We start from the raw sequence: 22,442 nt of genomic DNA on the forward strand, positions 1-22,442 counted from the left end.
TAAGCATTAGATTCAAGACAAGACAATAACAACTAGACCAACCTATCAACTTGCCATCCTGGCTTCGCCTTAACTTCCACGAAGTTCGCAAACCTTAGTCATGCCAAGACCATTGAGCAAGCAGCCACCCAATACTTAAGTCATTTCCTACAAGCCTCTGAATGAGGGGCCTGCGCAGCTTTTTGCGCAGTTGAATACTCACACCCTGTACAGCCAGGCCGTGGAAACCTAGATAATTAAAGGAAGATAATAGCGAGCAATTAAATGCGCACTTATGCGCACACATTCTCCAACTTATCTGCATTTCAAGGCGTTTTTTTAGATAAACACAGACGAAGATTCGGCGCAGAGCGTGGCCCTATTGGTCATCACAGTTTTCGGCACGTTTTTTGTTATAGGCATTTGACCAACCGGCAGCATTGCGGGTTGGAACTACCTCAATAACCAGGCAAGGAAACCCGTCATGCCAACACCCGCGTATCTTTCAATCACCGGTGTCAAACAAGGTTTGATTACGGCAGGCACGTTCACTCAGGACTCGGTAGGCAATATTTATCAGGAAGGCCACGAAGACCAGATCCTGGTACAAGCCTTCTCCCATCAGGTCATCATTCCCAGGGACCCGCAATCCGGTCAACCGACCGGTCAGCGGGTGCATAAACCGCTGATGATCAGCAAGGTCTTCGATAAATCATCGCCGCTGCTGTTCAGCGCGTTGACCAGCGGCGAAGAGGTCAAGTGTCGACTGGAATGGTTCCGTACCTCTTCGGCTGGTACCCAAGAACACTACTTCACCATTGAACTGGAGGGCGCGACCCTGGTGGATATCCAATCACGCATGCCCAACTGCCAGGACCCGGACAATGCGCATTTCACCCATCTGGAAGACGTGTATTTCACCTATCGCAAGATCGTGTGGACCCATGAGGTGTCAGGTACGTCGGGGTCGGATGACTGGCGCAGCCCGGTAGCGGGTTAAACCGAACCGCAGAAACGGCGGCCATGGACGGCGCCGTTTCTGTCGTCAGCTAGACCATCGCCAAGGGATGCTTGCGTTTGGGCGCGCCGAATACACGGTCGATGGCATCGAGGTCGTGCTCATCGAGCACCAGCGCGGCAGCGGCGGCATTGAGCCGCACATGCTCGGGCGTCACCGCCTTGGGAATGGCGATCACGCCGTCCTGGCGCAGTACCCAGGCCAACGCAACCTGGGCGGGAGCTACCTCGTGACGCAGGGCGATCTGCTTGAGCGTCGGACTCGACAGCAGTGCTCCGCCCTGGGCGATGGGGCAGTAGGCCATGAGCGGCAGATGATGTTGTTGCCACCAAGGCAGCAAATCGAATTCGATGCCCCGTTCCTCGATGTTATAGAGCACCTGATTCGTGGCACACGCCGGGGCTGCCAGTTCCTGCAGGTCCGCCACATCGAAGTTGGACACACCCCAGCGGCCAATCTTACCGGCCTCGCGCAGGCGTTCGAAGGCTTCTACGGTTTCTTCAAGGGGGTGCTGGCCACGCCAGTGCAACAAATACAGATCGATATAGTCAGTGCCCAACCGTTGGAGACTGGCTTCACAGGCACGGGGCATGCCCTTTTGGCTGGCATTATGCGGATAGACCTTGCTCACCAGAAACACTTGATCGCGCCGGCCGCGAATGGCCTCGCCGACCACCATTTCGGCGCCGCCCTCACCATACATTTCGGCGGTATCGATCAGGGTCATGCCCTCGTCGATCCCCAATTGCAATGCCGCGATTTCAGCGCGGCGATGGTTCGGGTCTTCGCCCATGCGCCAGGTGCCCTGGCCGATGACGGGAACGGGAACGCCCGCCAGATCGATACTGCGCATGACAACCTCCTGATGAGTTCTTGGGTTAACCGTGTGGCATTGACCGGACAAAAGGGTTCAATCGAAGTATGGTTGGGCCCTGCCCAATCGCCAGGAAGGATCTGCAATGCTGTTTGTCGTGATGCTCGGGGGCAAACACCCTCGCGCCAGGATCGAAGTTCATGATGTGGTATTCGCCGCGGCCGATACGCTGCAAGGCACTTACCCGCAACTGCGCGAGGCGTGGTTCGGCAGCGCCAAGGGCGTGCATATCGATTCGTGGATGGCGGTCGATGGCGTCGACGGTTGGAAAGTCGAACTCAGCCACCTGGCCCCCCACGCTGACGCCCATCGCCTGTATTTCATCAACCTCGGCGGTTACGAAGCCGAGAGTTTCGGCGAGGCCCACCATTATCTGCTGGTGGTTGCCCGCAACAAACAGGAAGCTAAAAGCCAAGGCAAGCAACAGATGCGCCGGCACTGGTCCCAGGCGCATACCGACGCTGTGCTGGACGTAGATGACTGCCTGCCCATCGACCTGGTGGATGGCCGCTACGTGCATCTGGTCCAGGGTGAGCACCTTCCGATCGTCAAGCGCAACGATTACATCGTTCTATAGTGAAACATCAGCCTGCCTGCGAAAGGCATGGCCCGCCGCCGTACCGCTCAGGCAATCCCTGGGAACTTTGCCGGGAAATAACCGCCTGAATCCGGTACGCTCACCCTTTTCATTCAAGGAGTTACTCTCATGGCCAAAGCCACCGCCCGCCACATTCTCGTGTCCACCGAAGACAAGTGCAACGAACTCAAGGCCCAAATCGAAGGCGGCGCTGACTTCGCAGAAATCGCCAAAGCCAACTCCAGCTGCCCTTCCAGCCGCGATGGCGGCAACCTGGGTTCGTTCGGTCCAGGCCAGATGGTTAAAGAATTCGACACCGTGGTATTCAGCGCTCCAGTCAACACCGTGCAAGGCCCGGTCAAGACTCAGTTCGGCTACCACCTGCTGGAAGTTACCAGCCGTCAGGACTGATTTGTCCTGCGCTGATGCGTGAAACAACGGCCCGCCATTCGGTGGGCCGTTGTGCATCTGATCACTGGCGACGCTGCCGCCGTTAGCGTACAAATCCCTATTCTTTTTATCCGGCGTTCAAGGCTGACAATGCGATTGGCTTTTTTCACACCTCTTATCAGTACTGCCCTGGCCTTTGTACTGGCGAGTACCGCCGTGATCGCGGCGCCACAAACGTACCTCACGGTGTACGGCGAACCGGCCAAGTACCCGGCCGGTTTCACCCATTTCGACTATGCCAACCCCAAAGCCCCCAAGGGCGGCAGCCTGCGGCGTTCGGCCATTGAGATCGGGCGCTTCGATCATGTGTTGCCGTATATCGATAAAGGCATCGGCGTGTCCCAGGTCGACGGCTGGCTCTACGCGCCGCTGGCCCAACGCTCACTGGACGAACCCTACACGGTGTACGGGCTGGTAGCCGAGAAGATGGAGCGCGCCGAGGATGGCCTGTCGCTGCGCTTTTACCTGAACCCCAAGGCCCGCTTCGCCGACGGTAAACCGATCACCGCCGAAGACGTACGCTACAGTTTCGATCTGTTGATGACCCAAGGCAGCCTGCGCTTTCGTACGCTGTTCGCCGACGTCAAGCACGTCGAAGTGGAAGGCGAACGCCAGGTACGCTTTGACTTCTCCAGCAATGAGAACCGTACCCTGCCCCTGGATATCGCCACCCTGCCGGTATTTCCGGAGCACTGGTGGAAGACCCGCGACTTTGCCAACGGCGGCGGCTACGAGGCGCCACTGGGCAGCGGCCCGTACAAAGTCAGCAAGATCGACTCAGGCAGCACCATCACCTTTACCCGCGACCCCGACTGGTGGGGCAAGGACCTGCCCGTCAGCCGTGGCCTCTACAACTTCGATCACCTGAGCCTGGAATACTTCGGCGACACCGAAGTGGCGCGCCAGGTATTGCGCGGCGGGGCCTATGACTTCAACCGCGAGTTTTCCGCCACCGGCTATTCCATCGGCTACAACGGCCCTGCCCTCGACGATGGCCGCCTGCAACGCGCGCATTTGGCCAAGGAAATGCCGCAACCGGCGCAAGGCTATGTGTTCAATGTGCAAAAGCCGATGTTTCAGGATCGCCGCGTGCGCCAGGCCCTGGCGATGCTGTGGGACTTCGAGTGGGCCAACCGGCAGATGATGCGCAACATGTACATCCGCCAGCAGAGCTTTTTCTCTAACAGCCCGCTGGCCGCCACCCAACTGCCAAGTCAGGAAGAGCTGGCCATTCTGGAACCGCTGCGCGGGCAAATACCCGCTGAGGTATTCACCCAAGTGTTCAAGGCGCCGGTCACCGATGGCAGCGGCATGATCCGCGACAAACAATTGCAGGCCCTGGCCCTGCTTGAGCAAGCCGGCTGGAAACCCGACGGCGACAAATTGGTGAACGCCCAGGGCGAGCCGCTGGAGTTCACCTTTCTTAACGCCCAGGCCGGCCTGGAACGCCTGCTGTTGCCCTACAAACGCAACCTGGCGCAGATCGGCATCACCCTCAATATCCGCCGCATCGATTCCTCCCAATATGTAAACCGCCTGATGAGCCGGGATTACGACATGATCGTCACCGGGTTCCCGGTCACCACTTCGCCGGGGATGGAGCTGTACAACTACTTCGGTTCCGCCGCCGCGTTCGATCCGGGCGCCAACAACTACATGGTGCTCAAGGACCCGGCCGTGGACAGCCTGATCAAGGGCCTGGTCAAGGCCAACACCCAGGCCGAGATGCTGACCTACGCCCATGCCCTGGACCGGGTGCTGCAATGGAACTACCTGTGGATCCCTAATTATTACCCGCCGGGTACGTCGGCGGCGTGGTGGAACCGCTTTGGCCGCCCTGCTATCGAGGCCAAGAACGACGAGGCCCTGGAAACCTGGTGGGAAATCAGCCCGACACCGCTGACGAATGAACAAATGAAAGCCGAACTGGAAAAACGCGGGGAGGCCCGCTGATGTTTGCCTATATCGTGCGGCGCCTGCTGCTGATCATCCCCACCCTGGTGATCATCCTGCTGGTGAATTTCGTGATTGTGCAGGCTGCCCCCGGCGGCCCGGTCGAACAAGCCATCGCCCATCTGCAAGGAATTGGCGGCGGTGGCGTCGGCGGCTCGTCCGCCGAAGGCATGGGCAGCGGCTCCCGCGCCAGTCGGGGTCTGGACCCGAAGCTGATCCAAGACATCGAAAAGCAATACGGCTTCGATAAGCCCGCGCCGGAGCGTCTGTGGCTGATGCTCAAAAGCTATGCCCAGCTGGACTTCGGTAACAGCTTCTTCCGTGGCAAAACCGTGATCGACCTGATCCTCGAAAAAATGCCCGTGACCATTTCCCTCGGGCTCTGGGCCACCCTGATCACTTACCTGGTGTCGATCCCCCTGGGCATTCGTAAGGCCGTGCGCCATGGCAGCAGCTTTGATGTCTGGAGCAGCACCGCCATTGTGATCGGCTATGCCATGCCGGCGTTCCTGTTCGCGATGTTCCTGATCGTGGTGTTCGCCGGCGGCACTTCCCTGAACTGGTTTCCGGTGCGCGGCCTGGTGTCGGAGAATTTCGAAGAGCTGAGCACCGTGGGCAAGGTGGCCGATTATTTCTGGCACCTGGTACTGCCGGTGACCTCCCTGGTGATCGGCGGGTTCGCCACCTTGACCATCCTGACCAAAAACTCATTCCTGAATGAAATCACGCGTCAGTACGTGGTCACCGCGCGCGCCAAGGGCTTGAGCGAGCGCCGCGTGCTGTACGGTCATGTATTCCGCAACGCCATGTTGCTGGTGATCTCGGGGATTCCCCAGGCGTTCATCAGTGTGTTCTTTGCCGGTTCGCTGCTGATCGAAGTGATCTTCTCCCTCGACGGCCTGGGGCGCATGAGCTACGAAGCCGCCGTCTCTCGGGACTACCCGGTGGTGTTCGGCTCGCTGTTTATCTTCACCTTGTTCGGGCTGCTGATAAAACTGATCGGCGACCTCTGCTACACCCTGGTGGACCCGCGTATCGACTTCGCCGCGAGGAACGCCTGATGCTCAATCTGTCTCCGGTGGCCCGCCGACGTTTCGAGCGGTTCAAGAAAAACCGTCGCGGCTGGTGGTCGCTGTGGCTGTTTATCGGCCTGTTTACCCTGACCCTGGGCGGCGAGTTGATCGCCAACGACAAACCCTGGGTGCTGAGCTACAAGAACGAGCTGTATTTCCCGGTGTTCAAGCGCTACACCGAGCAACAGTTCGGCGGGCAGTTGCCGTTCCAGGCCGACTACCGCAGCGATTACGTACAAAAGCTGATCCAGCAGGACGGCGGTTGGATGTTGTTCCCGCCGATCCCGTTCAGCGACGATACCCCCAACTACGAACTGACCCGCCCTGCCCCCAGCCCGCCCTCGGCGGTGAACTGGCTGGGCACCGACGATCAGTCGCGGGATGTGCTGGCACGGGTGATCTTCGGCGCGCGGGTGTCGATTCTGTTTGCCCTGGCGCTCACCGCGATCAGCGCGGCCATCGGCATCGCGGCTGGCGCGTTGCAGGGTTACTACGGCGGCTGGGTGGACTTGATCGGACAGCGCGTGCTTGAAGTGTGGTCCGGTTTGCCGGTGTTGTACCTGCTGATCATTCTGTCGGGGTTCGTGGAGCCGAATTTCTGGTGGCTGCTGGGGATCATGGCGCTGTTTTCCTGGCTGGCGCTGGTGGACGTGGTGCGCGCCGAGTTCCTGCGCGGGCGCAACCTGGAATACGTCAAGGCCGCAAGGGCCCTGGGCCTGGGGGACGGCAAGATCATTGGCCGGCACATCCTGCCCAACGCCATGACTGCGACCTTGAGCTACCTGCCGTTCATTTTGACCGGGGCAATTTCCACCTTGAGCGCCCTGGACTTCCTCGGTTTCGGCATGCCGGCGGGCAGTGCGTCCCTCGGTGAATTGATCGCCCAGGGCAAACAGAACCTGCAGGCGCCGTGGCTGGGCCTGACCGCGTTTTTCACCTTGGCGCTGATCCTGTCGCTGCTGGTCTTTATCGGCGAGGCGTTGCGTGACGCCTTCGACCCACGCTCATGAGTGATTGCAAATGAACCTGATCGAGATCCGCGACCTGTGCGTCGCCTTCAACGGCCAGACCGTGGTACACAACTTGAGCCTGGATGTGCGCCCCGGCGAATGCCTGGCACTGGTGGGTGAGTCGGGCTCGGGTAAATCGGTGACCGCCCATTCGATCCTGCAACTGTTGCCCGAAGCCGGCACTGCCACCACCGGCTCGGTGAAATATCGCGGCAAGGAGCTGGTGGGCGCCCCGGCGGCGACCTTGCAGAAACTGCGCGGCAACCGTATCGCCATGATCTTCCAGGAGCCGATGACCTCCCTCAACCCGCTGCACAGCATCGAAAAGCAGATCGGTGAAACCCTGTTGCTGCACAAAGGCCTGGGCGGCAAAGCGGCGCAGGCGCGTATCTTGGAACTGCTCGACATGGTCGGCATCCAGAAACCGAGGGAACGCCTCAAGGCCTATCCCCACCAATTGTCCGGCGGCCAACGCCAACGGGTGATGATCGCCATGGCCTTGGCGTGCGAGCCGGAACTGCTGATCGCCGATGAGCCGACCACCGCGCTGGATGTGACCGTGCAGCGCAAGATCCTGCTACTGCTCAAATCCTTGCAACAACGCTTGGGCATGTCGCTGCTGCTGATCAGCCATGACCTCAACCTGGTACGCAGCATCGCCCAGCGGGTGTGCGTGATGCACGCCGGCGAGATCGTCGAGCAGGCCGAATGCCAGGCTCTGTTCAGCGCGCCGCAGCATCCTTACAGCCGCCTGCTGCTGGATGCCGAACCGGCGGGCGATGCACTGTGCAGCGAGGAACGCGAGACGGTGTTGCAAGTGGAGGACCTGAGCGTGCAGTTCCGTCTCGGTGGTGGGCTATTTCAACGCAAGACCTACCTGCGCGCCGTGGACGGTATCAGTCTCAGCGTGCAACGTGGCAAGACCCTGGGCATCGTCGGTGAATCCGGCTCGGGTAAATCCACCCTCGGCCAGGCGATCCTGCGCCTGCTGGACTCCCACGGCAGCATCCGCTTCCAGGGCCAGGCGCTCGATACCCTCAACCATCACCAGATGCGACCATGGCGCAAGCAGATGCAGGTGGTGTTCCAGGACCCTTATGGCAGCCTCAGCCCGCGCATGTCGGTGCAGCAGATCATCAGCGAAGGCCTGGAGGTGCACGCTCCGTGCAGCCTGGCCGAGCGCGAAGCGCAGGTGATCCAGGTGCTCAAGGACGTGGGCCTGGACCCCGCCAGTCGGCATCGTTACCCCCACGAGTTTTCCGGCGGCCAGCGCCAGCGCATCGCCATCGCCCGCGCGCTGGTGCTCAAGCCGGCGCTGATGCTGCTGGACGAACCCACCTCCGCCCTTGACCGCACCGTACAAAAGCAAGTGGTGGCGCTGCTGCGTGAACTGCAGGAAAAATACGGCCTGACGTACCTGTTTATCAGCCATGACCTGGCCGTGGTGCGGGCCATGGCCCACGACATGATCGTGATCAAGGAGGGCAAAGTGGTGGAGCGCGGCGCCAGCCACGATGTATTCGAGTCGCCGCAACACCCCTACACCAAGGAACTGATGGCAGCGGCGCATATTCCGCTGTAGGACGTTATGGAACTTCACTCACCCTTTTGCTGACGGCATGGGCATGAACCTCACCGATAACCTCACCGATTACCAACAGGTACGCGGCCTGGCCATCCAGTCGCTGTTCGAAATCATCGAGCAGTCCAGCGAAGGCACGGTGATCGTCGACCGCGACGCCAATATCGTGTGGATGAACGAGCGCTACGCCAAGCGCTTCGGCCTGAACAGCGCGGATGAGGCCATCGGCCAACCCTGCGAGCGGGTGATTTCCAACAGCCTGCTGCGCCAGGTGGTGCGCACCGACCGGCCGATCCTGCTGGATATCCAGGACACTCCCAAAGGCCCGCTGGTGGTGATGCGCCTGCCGATTCACAACGATGCCGGGGCGGTGATCGGTGCCATCGGCTTCGCGCTGTTCGATGAGCTGCGCAACCTGTCGCCATTGATCGAGCGCTACATGAGCATGCAGCAGGAACTGGCCTCCACCCGCTCGTTGCTGCGCTCACGCCAGAGCAAGTACACCTTCGCGCACTTTATCGGTACCAGCGCCGCGAGCCTGGAAGTCAAACGCCGGGCGCGGCGCAGCGCCAAGACTGAGTCGCCAGTGTTGCTACTGGGGGAAACCGGCACCGGCAAGGAGTTGCTGGCCCAGGCCATTCATGGCGCGTCGTCACGGGCACACAAGGCATTTGTGAGCATCAACAGCGCGGCGATCCCCCACGATTTGCTCGAAGCCGAGTTCTTCGGCACCGCGCCCGGCGCGTTTACCGGCGCCGACCGCAAGGGCCGCCCCGGCAAGTTCCAGATCGCCCAGGGCGGCACGCTGTTTCTCGACGAAATCGGCGACATGCCCCTGCCGCTGCAAAGCAAACTGCTACGGGTGTTGCAGGAAAAGGAGTTCGAACCGGTCGGCTCCAACGAGATGCTACACAGCGACGTACGGGTGATTGCGGCCACGTCGATGGACCTTGAGGCGGCGATCAAACGTGGCGAGTTTCGCGCGGACCTGTATTACCGCCTGAATGTGCTGCCGATCCAGGTCCCGCCCCTGCGCGAACGCTTGGAAGATATTCCGGCGCTTAGCGAGGCGATCCTCGAAGAACTGCGCAGCCATCACGAACTGGACCGCGAAGCCCTGGACTTATTGGCCCAGCATGCCTGGCCGGGGAATATCCGTGAGTTGCGCAACGTACTGGAGCGCGCGGCGCTGTTAAGTGATGACTTGATATTGAACGCCCAGGAAGTCCGTGCGGCCATTGGCACCTTCAGCCCGGTGGCACGTAGCACTGCCGTGGCGGCGGAGGAAGGTGAAAGCTACAACGCGGCGCGGGAGCGGTTTGACCGGCAGGTGATTGTGGCGGCGCTCAAGGCTTGTGATGGGAATGTGGTGGAGGCGGCTAAGCGGTTGGGGCTGGGGCGGTCGACGTTGTACAAGAAAATGGTCGCGCTAGGTATCACCTGATCTCAAATAAGAGACTTAATTCTTAATAAATAGACAATCACTGTGGGAGGGGGCTTGCCCCCGATAGCATTGGTTAAGGCACTCTATTTCGGGCTGATACACCGCAATCGGGGGCAAGCCCCCTCCCACACTTGATCCGCACCTGTCTCCAGATTGAGACATTAGCCGAATCCAATTGAAAAATATTCATATATTTCAACAAGTTAAGTAATTGGCACGCATCTCGCTATAGCCCTTTCCCACCGCGTCACCACAAAAATAACAATCCTATCTGGAGACACACCATGAGTGTGATCATTGCCCTGGCAGCCCTCGCGCTGCTGATGCTGGCTGCCTACCGTGGCTATAGCGTTATCTTGTTCGCCCCCATCGCCGCGCTAGGCGCGGTGCTGCTGACCGACCCCTCCGCCGTCGCCCCTGCCTTTACAGGGGTGTTCATGGAAAAAATGGTCGGCTTTATCAAACTGTATTTCCCGGTGTTCCTGCTCGGTGCGGTGTTCGGCAAGCTGATCGAACTGTCGGGGTTTTCCCGTTCGATCGTGGCCGCGGCGATCCGTTTGCTCGGCACGCGCCAGGCGATGCTGGTGATCGTGCTGGTCTGCGCTTTGCTCACCTACGGCGGCGTCTCGCTGTTTGTGGTGGTGTTCGCGGTGTACCCGTTTGCGGCGGAGATGTTCCGCCAGAGCAATATCCCCAAGCGCCTGATCCCGGCGACCATCGCCCTCGGCGCGTTTTCGTTCACCATGGACGCCCTGCCCGGCACGCCGCAGATCCAGAACATCATCCCCAGCACCTTTTTCAACACCACCGCCTGGGCGGCGCCGTGGCTGGGGCTGATCGGCACGATTTTCGTGTTCTGCGCCGGCATGCTTTACCTGGCGCGCCAGCGCAACAAGGCCCAGCGCGCCGGTGAAGGCTACGGCACCGAACTGCGCAACGAGCCGGAAACCGCCGAGAACCTGACGTTGCCCAACCCGTGGATCGCGCTGTCGCCGCTGATCCTGGTGGGGGTGATGAACCTGCTGTTCACCCACTGGATCCCGCAGTGGTACGGCAAGACCCACAGCCTTAGCCTGCCGGGCATGAGCGCGCCGGTGACCACCGAAATCGCCAAGCTCACGGCAATCTGGGCGGTGCAGGCGGCGTTGCTGGTGGGGATTATCGTGGTGCTGGTGTTCGGCTTCTCGGCGATCAAGAGCAAACTCGCCGAAGGCAGCAAAAGCGCGGTCAGCGGTGCATTGCTGGCGGCGATGAACACCGCGTCGGAATACGGCTTCGGTGCGGTCATCGCTTCGTTGCCGGGCTTTCTGGTACTGGCGGACTGGCTTAAGGGCATCCCCAACCCGTTGGTCAACGAGGCGATCACTGTGACGTTGCTGGCGGGTATCACCGGTTCCGCCTCGGGCGGCATGAGCATCGCCCTGGCGGCGATGTCCGAGAGTTTTATCGCGGCGGCCCACGCGGCCAATATCCCCCTTGAAGTGCTGCACCGGGTCGCGGCCATGGCCAGCGGCGGCATGGACACCCTGCCCCACAACGGCGCGGTGATCACCCTGCTGGCGGTCACCGGCCTGACCCACCGCGAAGCCTACAAGGACATTTTCGGCATCACGATGATCAAGACCCTTGCGGTGTTCGTGGTGATCGGTACTTTCTATGCCACTGGCATTGTGTGAGGTGAACATGACGACATTGAACGGCAAGACCGCCTTGGTCACCGGTTCCACCAGCGGCATCGGCCTGGGCATTGCACTGAGCCTGGCCAAGGCCGGCGCCAACCTGATCCTCAACGGCTTCGGCGACGCCAGTGCGGTAATCGCCCAAGTGCAAGCCTATGGCGGCCAGGTCGGCCACCATCCGGCGGACGTCAGCGACCCGGCGCAGATCGCCGACATGTTTGCCTATGCCGAGCGTGAGTTCGGCGGTGTGGACATACTGGTGAACAACGCCGGCATCCAGCATGTGGCGGCGGTAGAAGACTTCCCGGCCGAGCGCTGGGACGCCATCATCGCGATCAACCTGTCGTCGGTGTTCCACAGCACGCGCTTGGGTCTGCCGGGCATGAAGGCCAAGGGTTGGGGGCGTATCGTCAATATCGCCTCGGTGCATGGCCAGGTCGGTTCGATGGGCAAGGCAGCTTATGTGGCGGCCAAGCATGGCGTGATCGGCCTGACCAAAGTGGTGGGCCTGGAGACCGCCACCAGCAACGTGACCTGCAACGCGATCTGCCCCGGCTGGGTGCTGACGCCGCTGGTGCAGAAACAGATCGACGATCGCATCGCCCAGGGCGTGGACCCGCAGCAGGCGCAGCACGATCTGCTGGCGGAGAAACAACCGTCGCTGGAATTCGTGACCCCGTCGCAACTGGGCGAGCTGGTGCTGTTCTTATGCAGCGAGGCCGGCGCCCAGGTGCGTGGCGCGGCGTGGAATATCGATGGTGGCTGGCTGGCCCAATAGATCAAACACAGTGAAACGCTGGTGTTTGCAAGACGTGCATAAGAACAAGAGACCCTGCTGATGTCCGAGATCCTCTGGCAACCCTCCCCGGAACGCATCCGTACGACGCGCATGGACCAGTTCCGGCGCTTTATCAATGATCGCCACGCCCTGCAGCTTAGCGACTACCCGGCCCTGCACCAGTGGAGCATCGACCAGCGCGCCGAGTTCTGGCAGGCCATCGTGGCGTTCTTCGATGTGCAGTTTCGCAGCCCGCCCAGCGCCGTACTGATCGAAGGGGATGCTATGCCCAGCGCTCAGTGGTTCCCCGGCGCGACCCTGAACTTTGCCGAGCATTTGCTGCGTCGCCGCGACCATCACCCGGCCGTGATCGCCATCGGCGAAGACGGCCAGCGCGAACAACTGACCTACGCCGAACTCGCCGCTCATGTCGCCGGCCTGCAAAACAGCCTGCGAGCGGCGGGCGTTGGTCTGGGTGACCGGGTCGCGGCGTGCATGCCCAACACCTGGCAGACCCTGGTGGGTATGCTCGCCACTACCAGCCTTGGCGCGATCTGGTCGTGCTCCTCGCCGGATTTCGGCACCCAAGGCGTGATCGACCGCTTCGGCCAGATCGAACCCAAGGTGCTGATCACCTGCGCCGGTTATCGGTATGCCGGCAAAATCATCGATCAAAGCGCCAAGCTCAATGAAATCCTCGATCGCTTGCCGTCCCTGGAACAGTTGATCGTGGTGCCGTACGCACGGCCCGAGGCACGGGTCGAGGACTATCACACCCAGGCCCGCGTCACCCTGTGGCAGGACGCCTACCAACCCGGCGGCGAACCGGCGTTTGTCGCAGTGCCGTTCGATCATCCGCTGTACATCCTGTATTCCAGCGGCACCACCGGGGTGCCCAAGTGCATCATCCATGGCACCGGCGGTGTGTTGCTCACCCATCTGAAGGAACATGGCCTGCATGCCGACCTGTCCCGCGACGATTGCCTGTTCTACTACACCACCTGCGGCTGGATGATGTGGAACTGGCTAGTCTCGGTGCTGGCCCTGGGCGCCACGGCGGTGCTGTATGACGGCTCGCCGTTTCATCCGGGGCCCGAGCGCTTGATCGACCTGATCGATGCCGAACGTATCAGCGTGTTCGGCACCAGCCCCAAGTTCCTCGCCACCCTGGAAAAGGCCGGGCTGCAACCGCGTCTGAGCCATGACCTGAGCAGCCTCAAGGGCTTGATCTCCACCGGCTCGCCGTTGTCGCCCCAGAGCTACGACTACGTCTACCGCGAGATCAAGGCCGAGCTGTGCCTGTCGTCGATGTCCGGCGGCACCGATATCGTCTCCTGTTTTGTGATCGGCAACCCGGTGCTGCCGGTGCGCCGTGGCGAAATGCAATGCAAGAGCCTGGCGATGGCCATCGAGGTGTGGGACGAGAAGGCCCAGCCGTTGATCGGCGAAAAAGGGGAACTGGTGTGTACCCGTCACTTCCCGGCCATGCCCATCGGCCTATGGAACGACCACGACGGGCAGAAGCTGCGCGCGTCGTATTTCGCTCAGTTTCCCGGCGTGTGGGCCCAGGGCGACTACGCCGAGGAGCGCGCCAATGGCAGCCTGCTGATCCATGGGCGCTCGGACGCGGTGCTCAACCCCGGCGGCGTGCGCATCGGCACCGCCGAGATCTATCGCCAAGTGGAGAAGGTGCCCCAGGTGCTAGAGAGCCTGGCCATCGGCCAACGCTGGCAGGACGATGTGCGGGTGGTGCTGTTTGTGCGTCTGGACGATGGCGTCGAGCTGGATGACGCGCTGCAACAGCAGATCCGCCAGGTGATCCGCGCCAACACCACGCCACGCCATGTGCCGGCGAAGATCCTCGCCGTCCATGACATTCCGCGCACCATCAGCGGCAAGATCGTCGAACTGGCGGTACGCAATGTGGTGCACGGCGAACCGGTGAAGAACACCGATGCCCTGGCCAACCCCCAAGCACTGGAGGCTTTTCGCGACCGTCCCGAACTGGCGTGAAGATGAAAGGTTTCAGCCGTGAGCAGCTGATTTGCAAGACAAAACGCCAATGCGTGCTATTTTTCCCGGGTAGTCACCCAGGGCCGACTCACGGGATAATGGGTGTTTTCATCTTTCAAGGCGTTACGCTCAGGGCTTTTTCATGAATGGAACATCCACCGGTAGCGAAGCCGCTGCATTGATCGCGCGGCTGGACTGGGCACACAGCCCGCTCGGTGAGGCCAATGACTGGCCGCAAAGCCTGCGCACAGCGGTCGACATCGTGATCAACTCTCCGATGCCGATGCTCCTGTTGTGGGGCCACCAACTTATTCAGTTGTATAACGATGGCTTCGCCCGACTGGCGGGCAACAAGCACCCCGGCGCCATGGGCCAGCCGGCACACCAGGCTTGGCCGGAACTGGAGAGCTTCACCGCACCGATCTACAACGCCGTGCTGGAGGGGCAGGTGCGCACCTTCAGCGAGCAGCGCTTTGTGCTGCAGCGCAACCAGCGCGATACCGAGATCTGGCTGGACCTCACCTACAGCCCCATCCGCGACGAAAGCGGCGAGGTCGCTGGCATCCTGGTCACCGCCATCGAAACCAACGAGCGGCGCAGCAAAGCCCTGGAGCTGCAACAGCGCTCCGAGGCCAGCCTCAAGGCCCAACACAACAGCGAGGAACGCCTGCAACTGGCCCTGGCCGCCACCGACGCGGTGGGCACCTGGGATTGGGACATCGGCGAAGACCATTTCATCGCCGACGCCCACTTCGCCTACCTGCACGGCGTCGATCCGGCGGACGCCGGCCTGTTGCCCATCAGCGATTACCTGCAAGGCGTACACCCCGAAGACCGTGGCACGGTGACGCGCAGTATCAAGTATTGCATCACCAACGGTACCGAATACGCCGAGGAATACCGCCTGTTGCAGCCCGATGGCGAGGTGCGCTGGGTGTTCGCCCGCGGCCGCTGCTACAAGGATCAACAGGGCCGCCCGGCGCGCTTCCTTGGCGCGGCGCTGGACCTGACCGAACGCAAGCACACCGAACAGGCCCTACGCCAGAGCCAGACCGAGTTGCAGCTGATCATCAACGCCATGCCAGTGCTGATCGGTTATGTGGACCACGACGAGCGCTTTCGCCTGAACAACAGCGCGTATCTGGAGTGGTACGGCAAGACGCCCGAGGAACTGTACGGAAAAACCATCCGCGAAGTGCTCGGCGAGGAGGTGTACGCCGGGCGCGCGGACAAAATCGCCGCCGCGCTCAAGGGCAAGGCCTGTAGCTTCCTCACCGTTACGCCGCACCGCGATGGGCGGCCGCGGCACGCACTGATGAAGTACCTGCCACGCTTCAGCAACGACGGTTCGGTCAATGGTTTCTACATCTTTGTGATCGACGAGACCGAACGCAAACTCACCGAGGAGGCCTTGCGCCACCTCAACGAAAACCTCGAAGAACGGGTGGCCCAGCGCACCCAGGCCCTGGCCGAGGCCAACCAGCGCCTGCAAAACGAAATGTACGAACGTGAACGTGCCGAAGACGCCCTGCGCCATGCGCAAAAAATGGAAGCGGTGGGCCAGCTCACCGGTGGCATCGCCCACGACTTCAACAATATGCTCACCGGCATTATCGGCAGTCTGGACCTGATGCAGCGCTATATCGCCGCCGGGCGCAGCGATGAAATCGGCCGTTTTACCGACGCCGCCGTGGCCTCCGCCCATCGCGCCGCCGCCCTCACCCACCGGCTGCTGGCGTTCTCGCGCCGCCAGTCGCTGGACCGCCGCCCGCTGGACCCGAACCAATTGGTGGCATCCCTGGAAGACCTGTTTCGCCGTACCAAGGGTGCGCACATCACCCTCAAAGTGAAGCTGGGCCAGGACATCTGGCCGGTCAACACCGACGCCAGCCAGTTGGAAAACGCCCTGCTCAACCTGGTGATCAATGCCCGTGATGCCATGCCCGATGGCGGCGAGCTACTGATCGAAACCGCCAACAGCTACCTGGACGGCACCGACATCACCACCCTCGAACCGGTCAAGGCCGGCGATTACGTGATGCTCGGGGTGTGCGACAACGGCACCGGCATGGCGCCGAAAATACTCGCCAAGGCGTTCGACCCGTTCTTCACCACCAAACCCATCGGCCAGGGCACCGGCCTGGGGCTGTCGATGATCTACGGCTTTGCCCAACAGTCCGGCGGCCATGTGACCATCCAGAGCGCGCCGGGCCAGGGCACCTGTGTGCGCCTGTACCTGCCGCGCCTGCACGGCACGTCCCTGGAAAGCAGCCTGCCGGCCAGCCTCGGTGAAGCGCCGGTGGCTTTGGCGGGCGAAGCGGTGGTGGTGGTCGAGGATGACCTGGCGGTGCGCATGCTGGTGGTGAACCTGCTGGACGAATTGGGCTACACCGCGCACCAGGCGGCGGACGCCCGGACCGCCTTGCCGTTGCTGGAATCGGACCTGCGTGTGGACCTGCTGGTGACCGACGTCGGCCTGCCGGGCATGAACGGCCGGCAACTGGCGGAAATCGCCCGCCAGCACCGTCCGGGCCTCAAGGTGCTGTTTATGACCGGCTACGCCGAAACGGCTGCCGAGCGCCAAGGGTTTCTGGAGGATGGCATGGACATGGTGGCCAAGCCGTTTTCCATCGACCTGCTGGCCACCAAAATCCGCGGCATGATCGGCGTCGACGAAGGACTTCAGGCATAATCGCGCGCCGTCGCACACCTGGTAGAGATCAATGAAAGCCCAAGCCCGTCATATCCTGGTGAAAACCAGCGAAGAAGCCGAACAACTCAAGCAGCGCATTGCCAAGGGCGAAGCCTTTGATGTGCTGGCCAAGAAGTACTCCACCTGCCCGTCGGGCAAACGTGGCGGCGATTTGGGCGAGATCCGGCCGGGGCAGATGGTGGGGGCGATCGACGCAGTGATTTTCAAGAAACCGCTGCGGGTGGTGCATGGGCCGATCAAGAGCAAGTTCGGGTATCACTTGGTGCAGGTGTTTTATCGCGATTGAGGGATGCCTTTAGGGTCCTATCGGGGGCAAGCCCTCTCCCACATATATCTGGAGCAATGCAATCGACTGTGGGGGCTTGCCCCCGATCCGCCGAAGGCGCCCATTCACCCCAGGGGAATCAATGCCCCCGGCACCTGAATCACCCGACTGGCCAGACGATGTCCAGCCAATGCCGCCGCCTCGGGTGAACCACCCTGGAGCCGGCTGGCCAGATACGCCGCGCTGAACGAGTCCCCCGCCGCCGTGGTATCCACCACCTTATCGACCTTTAACGCCGGTACAGAAAACCGCTCGCCGTTGCAGCGGATCAGGCACGCATCTGCGCCACGCTTGAGCACCACCTCGGCGATGGCTGGATAGGCCGCGAACACCTGCTCGGCGTCCTCATAACCAAACAATGCGCGCTCGTCGTCTTCGGTGAGCAAGGCGATGTCCACTTCGGCCAGCACTGCGTGGTACGCCGCGCGGGCCGCTTCCACGCGGGGCCACAGGCGTGGGCGATAGTTGTTGTCGAACACTACCCGGCCACCACGGCGGCGGGTTTCGATCAGGGCTTGCAGCAGGCGCGCGCGGCCGATTTCGCCCAGGACAGCCAGGGTGATACCGCTGAAATACACCATGTCGTAGCCCGGCAGCGCCGCCAGAACGGGCTCGGCGGCAGGCGTGGTAAAGCAGTCGCGCACGGCGGCTTCGTTGCGCCAATACAGAAATTTGCGCTCGCCTTGGGCGTCGGTCTGGATGCAATACAAACCCGGCAAACGCCCCGGCAAGCGTTGCACCAGGCCCAGACCGAGACCTTCGTCGGCCCATTGCTGGCACATCGCATCGCTGAAGCTGTCATCGCCCAGGGCGGTAACGTAGTCGACGCCGCCACCAGCGCCCAGCTCACGGCGCAGGTACACCGCGGTGTTGAGGGTGTCGCCGCCGAAGCTCTGGTGCAGGCTGCCGTCGGCGCGGTGTTGCAGTTCGATCATGCATTCGCCGATCAGGGCGATGCGTGGGGTTGTGTTCATGCCTGAGTCTCTGGTGTGGCTGAGGGCCCTATCGGGGGCAAGCCCCCTCCCACATTGGAACGCATATGGTGGGGGCTGCGCGGGTTAGAAGCAGGTGTGCAAGGATTCGATCACTTGCAATTGCTCATCCACCAGGCAGCCGACGTGCCATTTGTCGAAGGTCAGGCACGGGTGCGAGGTGCCGAAGGAAATGATGTCGCCGATGCGCAGCTCCACGCCCGGCGCCACGGTCATAAAGGCGTGCTGATCCATGACGGCGGTGACGACGCAGGCGCTCACGTCATCGCCTTCAGCCGGCAGCACACCGGCCTTGTAGCGATTGAGCGGCACCGGCAGGCCGGCATCGTAGGCCACGTCACGCTTGCCCAGGGCGATCACCGCAAACCCCGGCTCCGGCAGGGATTGCACGTGGGCCCAGACTTCCAAGGCTGGGCGCAGGCCCTCGTTGAGATCGCTGCGTCGGTCGAGCACGCAGCATTGCGCGTCTTTGTAGATGCCGTGGTCGTGGGCCACGTAGCTGCCGGGGCGCAATACGCTGAGAAAACGCCCGGCGGCGTTCTGCGCTTCGAACGACTCGGCAATCAGGTCGTACCAGGCCGACCCCGAGGCGGTGACGATGGGCTTGGCCAGATCGAACGCGCCGCTGTCTTGCAGCTCCATCGCCAGGCGCACCAGGCTCGCGGCGAAATCGCGAATGCCGCGGATGGCGTGTTCGCCGTGGATCACTCCTTCGTAGCCTTCGATGCCCGTCAGCGCCAGGGCCGGCTGGGCCTTGATCGCCCGGGCCAGGTCGCGCACTTCCTGCTCGCTACGGCACCCGCAACGGCCGCCGACCACGCCGTATTCGATCATCACGTTCAGGCGCAGGCCGCGGGCAGCGAAAAACAACCCGAGGTCGGCGACGTTATCCGGGTGATCGACCATGCAATGAAAATCGAAATCCTGATCGGCCAACAGGTCAGCGATCAGCGCCATATTCGGCGCGCCCACCAACTGGTTGGCCATCAATACGCGGCGCACGCCACCGGCATAAGCAGCACGGGTCTGCACCGCGCTGGCCAGGGTAATGCCCCACGCGCCCTGTTCGATCTGCCGTTTGAACAGCGCCGGCATCATGCTGGTCTTGCCATGGGGCGCCAGCTCGGCGCCGCTGTTGCTGACAAACGTCTGCATCCAGCGAATGTTGTGTTCCAGGGCGTCACGGTGCAGCACCAGGGCCGGCAGGCTGACGTCGCGGACCAAGTGGGCGCCGATGGCGGCAGCGCCTTTTTCGACGGCGTTGAGGGCAGGCATAAGAGGTTCCTATTCGTTGATGCGACGGGCCAGGTTGTTGGCGCTGTCGATCAGCACCCGGCGATAGTCGCTGTAGTTGTTGAGGGCGTCGGCCCGGGGCGCGACGATGCACAGGGTCGCGATGCTGACCCCTTGGGCATCCCGCACCGGGGCGGCGAAGCAATGGGTGAAGGTGTCGGCCACGCTGTCGAACGAGAAAAAACCGTCGAGGCTGGCTTGACGAATCTGCGCCAGGAAAGTCTCCAGCGGCAGGCGCTGGCCGTCCGGCAGGATGAAATCTTCGGGGTCGATCAGGTCGACAATCTGCTGATCGCTCAAGTGCCCCAGTAGCAGACGCCCGGAGGCGGTCCAGGGGATGGGCGCGTTTTCGCCGATATCCGAGGAAATACGGAAATGCCGCTCACCTTCGCGCATCAGCGCCACGGTGTATTTGCGCCCGTTGAGCAGGCACATCTGGGCGGTTTCGTGGGTCTGGCTGACGATTTCCTGCAAGGCATGGTCGGCCTCGCGGGTCAGGTCGAAATGGCGCAGGTGGGCCTGACCGAGAAAGTACAGTTGGCGGCCGAGGTAGACGTGGCCGTCCTTGCCCACCGTTTCCAGGATGCGCCGTTCCAATAACGAAGCGACCAGTTCATAGACCGTGGACTTGGGGCTGCCGATGCCGCTGGCTATATCGTTCGGGCGCAGCGGTTGGCCGATTTCCTTGAGAAAATCGAGGATATCGAACGCTCGGTCCAGACCTTTGGCGCGGCGTTTGATGGTGTCTTCGGTCATGATGGTTTTCGGTCCGGTCGAATGTGGGGGGAGCCACTCCCTCCCACATGGGTTCTGTATGGAAGTCGAAGCATTTAGCCTTTTTTCTTGTAGGCCACGCAATCGATCTCGACCTTGCAATCGACCATCATGTTGGCCTGCACACAGGCCCGCGCCGGGGCGTGTTCCGGGGTGAAGTATTCGCCGAAGACTTTGTTGAAACTCCAGAAGTCCCGCGGGTCTTCCAGCCATACGCCGACCCGTACGACGTCTTTTAATTCATAGCCGGCCTCTTCCAGAATCGCCACAACGTTGCGCAGGGTCTGGTGGGTTTGCTCGACAATGCCGCCGGTGATGATTTCGCCATCCACTGCCGGCACCTGGCCTGACACGTATAACCATCCATCCGCCTCCACGGCACGCGCGAAAGGCCGAGGCTGGCCACCGCCGGCAGTGCTGCCGGCTCCGTAACGAGTGATGCTCATAACAATGTGCTCCTGATTAAAAACGAATGTTCTTCAAAAATTCCGCCAGGCGCGGCGATTGTGGACGCTCGAAGATGTCCTTCGACGAACCCTGCTCCTCAATACGCCCCTGGTTCATAAACACGATCTGGTCGGACACTTCATAGGCAAAACGCATTTCATGGGTGACCAGCAACATGGTCATGCCCTCTTCCGCCAGGCCCTTGATCACACTGAGCACTTCGCCCACCAGTTCCGGGTCGAGGGCTGAGGTGACTTCGTCGAACAGCATCAGGCTGGGGTTCATCGCAATCGCACGGGCAATCGCCACACGCTGTTGCTGGCCGCCGGACAACTGGCCGGGGAAGTGATTGCGCCGCTCTAAAAGTCCTACACGCTCCAGCCATTTTTCCGCGAGAGCAACGGCTTGGTCCTTAGGTATTTTCTTAACTTTCAATAAGCCCAAGGTAACGTTCTGCAACGCGGTCAAATGCGGGAACAGGTTGAACTGCTGGAACGCCATGCCGGTCATCGCCCGGTGCTGGGCAATCACACGCTCCGGGTGACGCACGCGCTTGCCGCCGACGTCGCTGTAGCCGATCGACTCGCCGTCCAGGGTGATCTGGCCGCCCTGGAACTCCTCCAGCAAATTGACACACCGCAGCAGCGTGGTCTTGCCCGAACCGCTGGAGCCGATCAAGGTCACCACATTACCGCGCTGCATCGACAGGTCGACGCCCTTGAGCACTTCTACCTCGCCGTACTGTTTGCGCAGGCCGCGAATATTCAGCAGCGGTTCGGTTGTGTGAGATTGGTTCATGGCAAGGCCACCCGCTTTTCAATGTAGCGCCCGAATAACTCGATGGCGTAGTTGATGACAAAGAACAAAAACCCGGCGAACAGGTAGAACTCCAGGGTCATGAAGGTGCGCGCGATCACCTGCTGAGTGCTCAGTAGCAATTCGGCCACGCCGATCACCGACAGCAAGGTCGAGGCTTTGACGATTTCCGTGGAGGAATTGACCCAGGTCGGTAGGATCTGACGCAATGCCTGAGGTAACAGCACGTAGCCCAGGGACTGTCGGAACGTCAGACCGATCGCCTTGCCCGCTTCCAGTTGCCCACGGGGAATGGCTTGCAGTGCGCCGCGTACGATTTCCGACACATGGGAGCCACAGAACAACGTCAGCCCGACCGCGCCGGCCTGGAATGCGCTGATCTGCCAGCCGAGCGCCGGCAGCATGTAGAAGCACGCCAGCACCAGCACGAACACCGGCGTGCCACGGATCAGGTCGACATACAGGCGAAACGGTGCACGCATCCAGAACTTGCCATAGGTCAGTATCAACCCGGCGACGATACCGATCAGCGTGCCGAAAAGAATGGCCAGCGCCGACACATAAACACTGGCCTGAAACCCCGCCCACAGGGTGTCTCGGGCGATCCACAACTCGTGCAGCCAGCTGGGAGATTCGTACATGGGGAACCCTC

General features: G+C 61.5%; 20 protein-coding genes. 13 read left to right on the plus strand and 7 right to left on the minus strand.

Going from position 1 to position 22,442, the window contains the following annotated elements; translation table 11 throughout:
- Window positions 1-463: 463 nt before the first annotated feature.
- Window positions 464-979 (plus strand): Hcp family type VI secretion system effector, encoded by a 516-nt coding sequence (locus tag HRH33_RS15455; protein ID WP_017527976.1) that lies wholly within the window; start codon window positions 464-466, stop codon window positions 977-979.
- Between the two features lie 49 nt (window positions 980-1,028).
- Here the strand turns inward: HRH33_RS15455 and HRH33_RS15460 are convergent, their stop codons facing one another.
- Window positions 1,029-1,850, minus strand: a complete 822-nt coding sequence (locus HRH33_RS15460; protein ID WP_167417690.1) for an aldo/keto reductase — start codon at window positions 1,848-1,850, stop codon at window positions 1,029-1,031.
- Between the two features lie 106 nt (window positions 1,851-1,956).
- Here HRH33_RS15460 and HRH33_RS15465 point away from each other — a divergent pair, with 106 nt between their 5' ends.
- The 12 genes from HRH33_RS15465 (at window position 1,957) to HRH33_RS15520 (ending at window position 17,429) form a co-directional block, all read left to right on the plus strand.
- Window positions 1,957-2,448 (plus strand): DUF1543 domain-containing protein, encoded by a 492-nt coding sequence (locus HRH33_RS15465; RefSeq protein ID WP_094066675.1) that lies wholly within the window; start codon window positions 1,957-1,959, stop codon window positions 2,446-2,448.
- Window positions 2,449-2,577: 129 nt separating this feature from the next.
- On the plus strand, window positions 2,578-2,859 hold the full coding sequence (locus HRH33_RS15470) for a peptidylprolyl isomerase (protein WP_010210937.1): 282 nt from the start codon (window positions 2,578-2,580) through the stop codon (window positions 2,857-2,859).
- A 129-nt stretch (window positions 2,860-2,988) separates the two neighbouring features.
- Complete coding sequence (locus tag HRH33_RS15475) at window positions 2,989-4,851, plus strand: extracellular solute-binding protein (protein ID WP_167417689.1); 1,863 nt, start codon at window positions 2,989-2,991, stop codon at window positions 4,849-4,851.
- The gene (locus HRH33_RS15480) at window positions 4,851-5,912 is read left to right on the plus strand and encodes a microcin C ABC transporter permease YejB (RefSeq protein ID WP_167417688.1); all 1,062 of its coding nucleotides are present in this window, start codon (window positions 4,851-4,853) and stop codon (window positions 5,910-5,912) included. Before HRH33_RS15475 ends, HRH33_RS15480 begins: the two co-directional genes overlap by 1 nt.
- Window positions 5,912-6,934, plus strand: a complete 1,023-nt coding sequence (locus HRH33_RS15485; RefSeq protein WP_167417687.1) for an ABC transporter permease — start codon at window positions 5,912-5,914, stop codon at window positions 6,932-6,934. The genes HRH33_RS15480 and HRH33_RS15485 overlap by 1 nt, the downstream gene beginning before the upstream one ends.
- A 10-nt stretch (window positions 6,935-6,944) precedes the next feature.
- Window positions 6,945-8,516 carry an ABC transporter ATP-binding protein gene (locus tag HRH33_RS15490; protein WP_167417686.1) on the plus strand — a complete coding sequence of 524 codons (1,572 nt, stop codon included), beginning with the start codon at window positions 6,945-6,947 and terminating at the stop codon, window positions 8,514-8,516.
- Between the two features lie 43 nt (window positions 8,517-8,559).
- A complete protein-coding gene (locus HRH33_RS15495; protein WP_034099823.1) occupies window positions 8,560-9,960 on the plus strand; it encodes a sigma-54 interaction domain-containing protein in 1,401 nt (466 codons plus the stop codon).
- A gap of 284 nt (window positions 9,961-10,244) precedes the next feature.
- Window positions 10,245-11,636 carry a GntP family permease gene (locus tag HRH33_RS15500; RefSeq protein ID WP_034113959.1) on the plus strand — a complete coding sequence of 464 codons (1,392 nt, stop codon included), beginning with the start codon at window positions 10,245-10,247 and terminating at the stop codon, window positions 11,634-11,636.
- Window positions 11,637-11,643: 7 nt separating this feature from the next.
- A complete protein-coding gene (locus HRH33_RS15505) occupies window positions 11,644-12,417 on the plus strand; it encodes a 3-hydroxybutyrate dehydrogenase (RefSeq protein WP_167417685.1) in 774 nt (257 codons plus the stop codon).
- 60 nt (window positions 12,418-12,477) lie between these two features.
- On the plus strand, window positions 12,478-14,430 hold the full coding sequence (locus tag HRH33_RS15510) for an acetoacetate--CoA ligase (RefSeq protein ID WP_167417684.1): 1,953 nt from the start codon (window positions 12,478-12,480) through the stop codon (window positions 14,428-14,430).
- Between the two features lie 142 nt (window positions 14,431-14,572).
- Entirely contained in the window at window positions 14,573-17,122 is a 2,550-nt protein-coding gene (locus HRH33_RS15515) for a PAS domain-containing hybrid sensor histidine kinase/response regulator (RefSeq protein ID WP_040268558.1), read from the plus strand.
- Between the two features lie 31 nt (window positions 17,123-17,153).
- Window positions 17,154-17,429, plus strand: coding sequence for a peptidylprolyl isomerase (locus HRH33_RS15520; RefSeq protein WP_034098324.1), 276 nt, complete (start codon window positions 17,154-17,156; stop codon window positions 17,427-17,429).
- 104 nt (window positions 17,430-17,533) lie between these two features.
- On the opposite strand, the gene HRH33_RS15525 is transcribed toward HRH33_RS15520, so the two are convergent.
- The 6 genes from HRH33_RS15525 to HRH33_RS15550 all read right to left on the minus strand — a co-directional run bounded on the left by HRH33_RS15525 (window position 17,534) and on the right by HRH33_RS15550 (window position 22,431).
- A complete protein-coding gene (locus tag HRH33_RS15525) occupies window positions 17,534-18,442 on the minus strand; it encodes a sugar kinase (protein WP_167417683.1) in 909 nt (302 codons plus the stop codon).
- An 84-nt stretch (window positions 18,443-18,526) separates the two neighbouring features.
- Entirely contained in the window at window positions 18,527-19,735 is a 1,209-nt protein-coding gene (locus HRH33_RS15530) for an amino acid deaminase (RefSeq protein WP_167417682.1), read from the minus strand.
- Between the two features lie 9 nt (window positions 19,736-19,744).
- Window positions 19,745-20,509, minus strand: a complete 765-nt coding sequence (locus tag HRH33_RS15535; RefSeq protein WP_034098328.1) for an IclR family transcriptional regulator — start codon at window positions 20,507-20,509, stop codon at window positions 19,745-19,747.
- Between the two features lie 74 nt (window positions 20,510-20,583).
- Window positions 20,584-20,973 (minus strand): RidA family protein, encoded by a 390-nt coding sequence (locus tag HRH33_RS15540; RefSeq protein ID WP_034138403.1) that lies wholly within the window; start codon window positions 20,971-20,973, stop codon window positions 20,584-20,586.
- Window positions 20,974-20,989: 16 nt separating this feature from the next.
- Window positions 20,990-21,772, minus strand: coding sequence for an amino acid ABC transporter ATP-binding protein (locus HRH33_RS15545; RefSeq protein WP_167417681.1), 783 nt, complete (start codon window positions 21,770-21,772; stop codon window positions 20,990-20,992).
- A complete protein-coding gene (locus HRH33_RS15550) occupies window positions 21,769-22,431 on the minus strand; it encodes an amino acid ABC transporter permease (RefSeq protein ID WP_034098332.1) in 663 nt (220 codons plus the stop codon). Before HRH33_RS15550 ends, HRH33_RS15545 begins: the two co-directional genes overlap by 4 nt.
- Window positions 22,432-22,442: the final 11 nt, after the last annotated feature.

Source organism: Pseudomonas rhodesiae, from assembly GCF_013285305.1.
GTDB classification, from domain to species: domain Bacteria; phylum Pseudomonadota; class Gammaproteobacteria; order Pseudomonadales; family Pseudomonadaceae; genus Aquipseudomonas; species Aquipseudomonas rhodesiae.

Coding starts and splice junctions, on each gene's coding strand:
- HRH33_RS15455 (WP_017527976.1), top strand. CDS start 464: ATGCCAACACCCGCGTATCTTTCAATCACCGGTGTCAAACAAGGTTTG.
- HRH33_RS15460 (WP_167417690.1), bottom strand. CDS start 1,850: ATGCGCAGTATCGATCTGGCGGGCGTTCCCGTTCCCGTCATCGGCCAG.
- HRH33_RS15465 (WP_094066675.1), top strand. CDS start 1,957: ATGCTGTTTGTCGTGATGCTCGGGGGCAAACACCCTCGCGCCAGGATC.
- HRH33_RS15470 (WP_010210937.1), top strand. CDS start 2,578: ATGGCCAAAGCCACCGCCCGCCACATTCTCGTGTCCACCGAAGACAAG.
- HRH33_RS15475 (WP_167417689.1), top strand. CDS start 2,989: ATGCGATTGGCTTTTTTCACACCTCTTATCAGTACTGCCCTGGCCTTT.
- HRH33_RS15480 (WP_167417688.1), top strand. CDS start 4,851: ATGTTTGCCTATATCGTGCGGCGCCTGCTGCTGATCATCCCCACCCTG.
- HRH33_RS15485 (WP_167417687.1), top strand. CDS start 5,912: ATGCTCAATCTGTCTCCGGTGGCCCGCCGACGTTTCGAGCGGTTCAAG.
- HRH33_RS15490 (WP_167417686.1), top strand. CDS start 6,945: ATGAACCTGATCGAGATCCGCGACCTGTGCGTCGCCTTCAACGGCCAG.
- HRH33_RS15495 (WP_034099823.1), top strand. CDS start 8,560: ATGAACCTCACCGATAACCTCACCGATTACCAACAGGTACGCGGCCTG.
- HRH33_RS15500 (WP_034113959.1), top strand. CDS start 10,245: ATGAGTGTGATCATTGCCCTGGCAGCCCTCGCGCTGCTGATGCTGGCT.
- HRH33_RS15505 (WP_167417685.1), top strand. CDS start 11,644: ATGACGACATTGAACGGCAAGACCGCCTTGGTCACCGGTTCCACCAGC.
- HRH33_RS15510 (WP_167417684.1), top strand. CDS start 12,478: ATGTCCGAGATCCTCTGGCAACCCTCCCCGGAACGCATCCGTACGACG.
- HRH33_RS15515 (WP_040268558.1), top strand. CDS start 14,573: ATGAATGGAACATCCACCGGTAGCGAAGCCGCTGCATTGATCGCGCGG.
- HRH33_RS15520 (WP_034098324.1), top strand. CDS start 17,154: ATGAAAGCCCAAGCCCGTCATATCCTGGTGAAAACCAGCGAAGAAGCC.
- HRH33_RS15525 (WP_167417683.1), bottom strand. CDS start 18,442: ATGAACACAACCCCACGCATCGCCCTGATCGGCGAATGCATGATCGAA.
- HRH33_RS15530 (WP_167417682.1), bottom strand. CDS start 19,735: ATGCCTGCCCTCAACGCCGTCGAAAAAGGCGCTGCCGCCATCGGCGCC.
- HRH33_RS15535 (WP_034098328.1), bottom strand. CDS start 20,509: ATGACCGAAGACACCATCAAACGCCGCGCCAAAGGTCTGGACCGAGCG.
- HRH33_RS15540 (WP_034138403.1), bottom strand. CDS start 20,973: ATGAGCATCACTCGTTACGGAGCCGGCAGCACTGCCGGCGGTGGCCAG.
- HRH33_RS15545 (WP_167417681.1), bottom strand. CDS start 21,772: ATGAACCAATCTCACACAACCGAACCGCTGCTGAATATTCGCGGCCTG.
- HRH33_RS15550 (WP_034098332.1), bottom strand. CDS start 22,431: ATGTACGAATCTCCCAGCTGGCTGCACGAGTTGTGGATCGCCCGAGAC.